Source organism: Flavonifractor sp. An306, assembly GCF_002159455.1.
GTDB lineage: Bacteria > Bacillota > Clostridia > Oscillospirales > Oscillospiraceae > Flavonifractor.
Map to the genome: position 1 here is coordinate 1 of NZ_NFIQ01000116.1, position 6601 is coordinate 6601.

Consider the following 6601-nt stretch of genomic DNA (forward strand, 5'->3'; position numbering starts at 1 on the left):
CTCAACACCAGACGGGATACTTCCGGTTATGACAGAACCGTGTATCCACCACTGGAAACGGTGCCGCGCCGGTTTGCGATTTCCCATAGAAACCGCTGGATGGTGGAGTACGTCGATGTGGTGGTCAGCTATGTCCTCCACGATTGGGGCGGCGCTGCCACAACCCTACAATACGCCAAGCGAAAAAAGAAGCGGATCATACTGCTGTTCCAGATCAGCTAAAATCCGGGAATATACCAGCGCAAGCAGATTTTTAAAACACGGTAATTGTAAACACGGAGAGAAAACAGGAGTTTGGGGATATGCCCCAACAAGCAAAATCCCGGCCCGGTAGGGGCGGTCGCTTTCTTTGCCTCGAATGACGGTTTTTATTCCTTGTCCGCAACTTAACCTTCCTATGGAGGGGCAGAGTATAAATCTCTTGCCGCCTGTAAAAGTGAGGCCGGAAAGCCTTATAAATCAAGGCGTAAACAGGCTAAGTTGCAGACATATCATCCCTTGTGCTGGCGAATCCGGCGCTTGCGTTTTTTATCTGCGTCCCGTCTGGCCCAGGTCCGGCAGGCGTCAGAACAATACGCCTGGCTGGTCGTGGGAAGATACAGCTTCCCGCATACCGGGCATTTTTTCTGGCGCTGGGAAGTATCATTTCCCGTCAGAGCTGCTTCCAGAGCCGGTTCAACCGGCAGCACAGACCGCTCAAAATATCGGCAAAGGCCGCCGGTCCACCATTTATGAAGCATATAGCAGGGGCAGTCCAGGGGAAGGCAGAGCTTTTCCCACTCGTCATAGTTGGCGCATAAGCCTGTTACCAGCCTTCGGATCGCTGCGCGCTCGGAGCGGGTCAGCTCCCGCGGCGGGCCGGTCATTTCTTCCGTCCCCGCTGCTGCGGAAATTCCAGTTTGAAATTCACATACTTTTCGCCCGTATCATCCAGCACCACCACAGCGTCATAGGTTTTGCCGGTTTTCTCGCTGAAAAGCCCGGACATGGAAACGCGGCCCTCTTTTAAGAGCGCCGCGACAACAGTTTTTGTGATAGTTTTCTTTTTACTGGAAAAGAACCGGTTTTCTTTCCAGAGCGCAAAGGCGCAGGCTTCATTTTCACAGAAGAAGCCTTTCTTCCCTTCATAGACAGTGCCGCCGCACCGGGGACAGGTCCCGACAGCTTCCCGGCTGGCCGCGCTCTTGTTCCCGAACAAGACGGAATAGGCAGGATCGGGGGCGGTGTTCTGCCGGATCAGGTCACGGATTAAACCGGCAATCCCTTCCATAAAAGCGTCCGCCGTCATTTCTCCGCGTTCCACCTGTTTCAGCATAGACTCCCATTCCGCTGTAAGCGCCGGGGATTTTATCACATCGGGCAGGACGGCAATCAGGTTGACGCCCTTATCCGTAGGTAAAAGCTGTTTCTTTTTCCGTTGGACAAATCCCGTGGACACCAGCTTTTCCAGTGTGGCGGCACGGGTGGCCGAAGTACCCAGCCCTTTCCGTTCGGCGTCCTCCGGCATATCCTCCGCACCGGCTGTCTCCATAGCCGCAAGCAGAGAATCCTCAGTATAATGCTTGGGCGGGCTGGTTTTGCCTTCCCGGATCGTGGCGGCAGCCTTTTCAAATCGCTGTCCTTCTTTCAGCTCTGGCAGGCGGGACGTATTTTCGTCGCCGTCCTCCGGCTGTTTTTGTTTCAGGCTGGCACGGAAAGCCTGTTCAATGCCTTTCCATCCCTCATGCAGAATCGTTTTCCTTTTTGCGGTAAATGTGTGGCCCTCGGACTCTAAAACTGCCAGCACCGCCTCAAAGCGGTGGGGCTGGGCGGTAGCGCAGAGGAGGCGGCAGGCAAGGAGCATCAGCACATCACGCTCACCGCCAGGCAAAGCAGACAGGTCGGTGCGGGCTATCTCCACCGTGGGGAGAATGGCATGGTGGTCCGTTACCTTGCTGTCATCAATGATCCCTTCCAGCTCCGGCGCCGTGGTGCTGTCCTTGCCAAAAGGCATATTTTGCCAAAGCCACAGGGCCAGAGAGCCAACCGTTGCTTGCATATCCGCTGTGATATACTGGCTGTCTGTTCTCGGATAGGTCGCCAACTTTTTCTCATACAGGCTTTGTAAATAATCAAGGGTCTGTTGGGCAGTAAAGCCATACAAGCGGTTGCACTCCCGTTGCAACGTAGTTAAATCGTAAAGGCGGGGCGGCTGGACGGTCTTTTTCTGCCGCTCTACTTTGCGGACAACAGCAGGCTTTCCGTCACAAGCTGCCCGTATCGCTTCTGCAGCCGCCTTGTCCTCCAGCTTTTCCCCGGCAGCGGTAAACCCTCCGCAGGTGAGTTCCGGCACATAGAAGGGCTTGCTCCTAAAAGAACGGATCGCATCTTCCCGCTGGACGATCAGCGCCAGCGTCGGCGTCATTACCCGGCCCACATTCAGGGTGTCGCCATACAGGACAGAGAAAAGCCGGGTGGCGTTGATCCCCACGATCCAGTCCGCACCAGCCCGGCAGAGCGCCGCCTGGTAAAGCAGGTCATAATCGGCGCCGGGCCGCAGGTGTTCAAATCCATCACGGATAGCGGCGTCCTCCATAGAGCTGATCCAAAGCCGGAGAATGGGTTTGCTGCACCCGGCCTGCTGATAGACCAGCCGGAAGATCAGTTCCCCTTCCCGGCCGGCATCAGTAGCGCACACCACAGCGTCTACACGTTTATCCTCCATCAAACGGCGCAGGACGCCAAGCTGCTTTTTCTTATCCTTTGCCACATCATATTTCCAATGGGCGGGAAGAATGGGCAGATCCGCATACCGCCATTTGGCGTACTGCTCCCCATAGGCTTCCGGCTGGGCCAGCTCCACCAGATGGCCCACGCACCAGGACACAAGCCAGCCGCCGCCTTCCAGATACCCGTCCTTTTTCTCTTTTGCCCCCAGCACCGCAGCCAAAGATTGGGCCACGCTGGGTTTCTCGGCTACTACAAGTTTCATTCGTCTGAACCTCCCTCTTTATCAAAGAATTTTGTAAACTGCTCGTCTGCCTGCCTTCCGGTCTGCAGCAGACACATCAAAGTTACGCCTGCGATTGTGCCAAGCGTGAAAGACAGAAAATGTGATACTGCGTTCCACATGTGCCGCACCTCCTTTGAATTTTGAATATGAAAAAAGCGCAAAGGGATAAGAACACCTTTGCGCCGGGGCTATATAGCAAGACGCCGCAGAAAAGATCTGCGGCGTAAATTCATAGTATTTAGTTTTGTTTGACAACTTAGTATTTGTCAGTTGCTTTTTATTTAATTCGATTGCCCGTATTAGTATCAACAAAATATCTGCCCGTATCATTAAAGCAAAACTCTAAATCTGTACCTACTGGCATATCATATACTGATAAAACCGCCGGTTCAATGTTTGCAAGAGTATTAAAATCTACTACCATAGAATTTTCTGGATTATTTAAGTATTCCTGCGTATCATTATCCCCGATTGCTCGCCATCCGTTATCAGACGGATTTACGCTTTCTTCTCTAAAAAACCATTTCAATTTAGATGTGCCTTGATAAATTGATTTAGTAATGATAACGCCTCCAGCATTTTCTATAAAAACAGCCCTTTTCTTTTTAAATAATCCCATATACAAACACCTCCACAACTTCCAATTTGTCTATCACATATTTTACCACACAAACAAATCCTTATCTACCCGAAGCGTTCCTGAAATATCCAAGATTTATCATGCTTTTAGGAAGATAAGGTCCCATAGGGATCTCCCGCATTTCTTTTTTCTGAGCGTGGACCATGCGGATCGTGGACACCGTGCCGCCTTTTTCCCGCCCATCATAGACAGCGATCACCCGGTCTGCCTGGCTTACCATATAGCGGTTGCGCTTCATATAGACATTGGAAGCCCATTCCTCGCTGATAACCGCAACTTTCGCACATGCCTCCAGCATGGCTTTGGTCCGCTCGTCCTCCATCAGCCGCTTATAACGGTTGCGGTAAGGAATTGCTGCCTCCAGGCGCAGCGCCGGATTTTCTTTTGCCTTTTCCAGAACAATCCGGGCAAATAGCTGATCGGCGCCGTCAGCAAAGCCGGAAATAAAATAGGTATAACCGTCTGCGATGGCTTTTTCAATTTCCCGGCGAAGGTCCTGCTCTGCCTGCTCCATATATTCAGCGGGGATCTCCCGGTGCCCAGTTACTCCGCATATTTTTTGTCCCATGATACCTGCCTCCCTTATGGCTGATAGTTAAAAACTACCGCATTTCTTATTTTAGTAGGTTATATTTAGCATTTCAACAGAAATACCCCTTTTCATTTAGCGAATAGAGCCAGCCTGTAAGGTACAATCTATTACAGAATAGGGGGTGACTATGGTGTACGAAGATTTTGTCCCGGAAAGGCTGGCAAAACTGAGGATGCAGAAGGGTGTTTCCGCGCGGGATATGTCGCTGTCGCTTGGACAGGCCAACAACTATATCAACAACGTGGAGAACAAGAAAACGCTTCCTTCTATGCAGTCCTTCTTTTATATCTGTGAATACCTGGGCGTAACACCACAGGAATTTTTCGATGAAGGTAATCCGAATCCCGCCGCTTTAAAGGAATTTATCACAGAGGCAAAGAAGCTGGATTCCAAAACAATGTCTTACATCCTCGGCATTATGAAAGAACTGAATAGCAAAAAATAGAAGCAGTCGGCACGATGAGGCAGGCTGCTTTCTTTAATAAGTATTTCCATTTGCTGTTTTAACATACAGCCATAAGAAAAGGCCGCGTTTGCGGCCCTTTCCGTTATAATGCGTGGATTTCCTTCTCCAATTCTCCAACGGCCTCCATCATAGTTTCAAAAGATGGAATCTCCCCATAGAGCATATTCCGCATGGCAGAGTAATCCTCCTGCAGCGCACCCAGGCGGTATGACGGAGGAAGCAGCTTTAAGGTGGCCGGAACAGCCTCCGGGTAGCGCGCCCAGGCCCGCGGATAAAACTTCATCTTGAAATCGACCACTTTTTGCAGCAGATCCAGCCGTTCAAACGCTTTTTCCTTCACAGGCGATTTTGCCATACAATAAAGGTCATAATAATGGCGGGAATACCGCTGGGGCATGGAAAGATGTTCAGGCCGGTTGGCCTCATGGTGAAGGATCGTCGCCTTTTCCCAGAAAGTCCGCTCCGGCGCCACCGTCAGGACAGAAACCTCTTTCTGCTTGAATAACTGCGGGTACTGCTCCGCGGCATACGGTACAATATCCACCAGCTCTGCCGGTGTCCAGGCTGCCAGCGCCCCAATCTCCAGCCGGATCACCTGTAAGGTAGAGGCATCGGTAAACAGGTTTGGATAAGCAAAGATCACCGTCTGTTTATCTTCCTCGTCTATGTAAAGATTGGCCGGAAGGCCCAATTCAGCAGAAAGCCCTTCCCGGACCTGCGGGCAGAAGGTTTCTGCCAGGAAAATCTCGGCCTTTCGGTTCGCCTCTTTATTGAAGGCATCCTGCTTGGTGTTCGAGCGTTTTTCCCAGGGTTCATTGATACCATACCCCAGGACACGCCAATCCAGAATCAGATCAATGTCCTCGGAAAACCGGCTGATAAGGTGATACCCTTTGGATAAACTGGTCCCGCCCTTAAATGTGACCGCCTTTTTCCACGGAGAGCGGTGGAACAGGTAATCCAGCGTCAGGCATACCCAAAAATCCTTTTCCACAATGGCATCGTGAAGGCCGGTTTTTGCTGCGGTGTTATGAAACAGCTCCCGCCGGTCATCAGCCGGAAGTCTGGCAATCTCAATCATTTTCTCTTTCTCCTTTGCAGATCTCTTTAATCACAGTGTAAATCCAATCCGTCGCTTCGGCCCCTTCTGCAAGGAGCGCCGCCTTTTCATCTTCATTCAGCCTGCGGGAAAGCACCCGTATGGTTTTTTCGTCCACATGTTCTTTCCCCAGGGTCTTTAACGCCTGGATCACCAGGATCGTCATAGGCGACAGGCCCGTGACCTCCTTGTTGGTCCGGTGCTTAAATTCAATCTTTGTCTTATCCCATTCATAGGTTTTATATGGCCCATCGCTGATATAGGACCATACTGCCGTTACCTGGGTAGACAGCCCCAGCATATTTAATGCGGTATCTCCACAGGGAGCGATAGTCCAATGATAGCATCTCGCCAGTGCTTTGGCAACCGCATCCGGGTCCGCCGCCACATATTCCCCAAGGAGCTTGCTGTATTTCGGCTTTTCAAATACTCCCCGGATAACACGGCGCAGAACCCCTTCCTGGATCAGCCGGTTAATGCTCTGCTTAATCGTATTGTTATCTGCAATATCCGCAAAATCTGAGTTGACGAATACGCTGCCCTCCGGGGCGTTTATGATCCGGTCACGGATTTGTTCTGTATAGCCGTTGTTCATACGACCAACCTCCTTCATGTAACCAATATTATATATGATTGGTTACATCAATGCAATAGCTACACCTCCTTTTTAGGTTGTCCGTATAAAAAATTTTTATTCATTCCGGCTAAATAGTGTTTACACGAGTAATGTGGTATAATAGGAACAATAGGCCAGAAAGAGGTGTTCCTATGAGCAATGAACAACAACGCCATGACATGAGTGATACGGTATG

Annotated in this window: 8 protein-coding genes and 1 pseudogene; 2 read left to right on the forward strand and 7 right to left on the reverse strand. The window is 50.8% G+C overall.

Annotated features, from left to right (window positions below; genetic code table 11):
- Positions 1-222, forward strand: a pseudogene (locus tag B5F88_RS18115) (hypothetical protein); the annotation flags it as partial.
- Positions 223-491: 269 nt separating this feature from the next.
- Here the strand turns inward: B5F88_RS18115 and B5F88_RS18120 are convergent.
- From B5F88_RS18120 to B5F88_RS18140, 5 genes are all read right to left on the reverse strand, one after another.
- Positions 492-866, reverse strand: a complete 375-nt coding sequence (locus tag B5F88_RS18120; RefSeq protein WP_087348807.1) for a cysteine-rich VLP protein — start codon at positions 864-866, stop codon at positions 492-494.
- Positions 863-2971, reverse strand: a complete 2109-nt coding sequence (locus B5F88_RS18125; protein ID WP_087348809.1) for a type IA DNA topoisomerase — start codon at positions 2969-2971, stop codon at positions 863-865. Before B5F88_RS18125 ends, B5F88_RS18120 begins: the two co-directional genes overlap by 4 nt.
- Entirely contained in the window at positions 2968-3111 is a 144-nt protein-coding gene (locus tag B5F88_RS18130; RefSeq protein WP_087348812.1) for a DUF3789 domain-containing protein, read from the reverse strand. The genes B5F88_RS18125 and B5F88_RS18130 overlap by 4 nt, the downstream gene beginning before the upstream one ends.
- Positions 3112-3269: 158 nt before the next feature.
- Positions 3270-3611, reverse strand: a complete 342-nt coding sequence (locus B5F88_RS18135) for a DUF2185 domain-containing protein (protein WP_087348814.1) — start codon at positions 3609-3611, stop codon at positions 3270-3272.
- Between the two features lie 61 nt (positions 3612-3672).
- Entirely contained in the window at positions 3673-4200 is a 528-nt protein-coding gene (locus B5F88_RS18140) for an SLOG family protein (protein ID WP_087348816.1), read from the reverse strand.
- Positions 4201-4354: 154 nt separating this feature from the next.
- Between B5F88_RS18140 and B5F88_RS18145 the strand changes: the two genes are divergently transcribed.
- The gene (locus B5F88_RS18145; RefSeq protein ID WP_087219096.1) at positions 4355-4669 is read left to right on the forward strand and encodes a helix-turn-helix transcriptional regulator; all 315 of its coding nucleotides are present in this window, start codon (positions 4355-4357) and stop codon (positions 4667-4669) included.
- Between the two features lie 103 nt (positions 4670-4772).
- Here the strand turns inward: B5F88_RS18145 and B5F88_RS18150 are convergent, their stop codons facing one another.
- Together B5F88_RS18150 and B5F88_RS18155 are read right to left on the reverse strand one after the other, a co-directional pair.
- Positions 4773-5771 (reverse strand): nucleotidyl transferase AbiEii/AbiGii toxin family protein, encoded by a 999-nt coding sequence (locus B5F88_RS18150; RefSeq protein ID WP_087348818.1) that lies wholly within the window; start codon positions 5769-5771, stop codon positions 4773-4775.
- Positions 5764-6384 (reverse strand): DUF6088 family protein, encoded by a 621-nt coding sequence (locus tag B5F88_RS18155; RefSeq protein ID WP_087348820.1) that lies wholly within the window; start codon positions 6382-6384, stop codon positions 5764-5766. Before B5F88_RS18155 ends, B5F88_RS18150 begins: the two co-directional genes overlap by 8 nt.
- Positions 6385-6601: the final 217 nt, after the last annotated feature.

Bases quoted from the DNA above. Each gene is read 5' to 3' on its own strand.
- B5F88_RS18155 (WP_087348820.1), bottom strand. From the start codon at position 6,384: ATGAACAACGGCTATACAGAACAAATCCGTGACCGGATCATAAACGCC.
- B5F88_RS18130 (WP_087348812.1), bottom strand. From the start codon at position 3,111: ATGTGGAACGCAGTATCACATTTTCTGTCTTTCACGCTTGGCACAATC.
- B5F88_RS18140 (WP_087348816.1), bottom strand. From the start codon at position 4,200: ATGGGACAAAAAATATGCGGAGTAACTGGGCACCGGGAGATCCCCGCT.
- B5F88_RS18120 (WP_087348807.1), bottom strand. From the start codon at position 866: ATGACCGGCCCGCCGCGGGAGCTGACCCGCTCCGAGCGCGCAGCGATC.
- B5F88_RS18150 (WP_087348818.1), bottom strand. From the start codon at position 5,771: ATGATTGAGATTGCCAGACTTCCGGCTGATGACCGGCGGGAGCTGTTT.
- B5F88_RS18125 (WP_087348809.1), bottom strand. From the start codon at position 2,971: ATGAAACTTGTAGTAGCCGAGAAACCCAGCGTGGCCCAATCTTTGGCT.
- B5F88_RS18135 (WP_087348814.1), bottom strand. From the start codon at position 3,611: ATGGGATTATTTAAAAAGAAAAGGGCTGTTTTTATAGAAAATGCTGGA.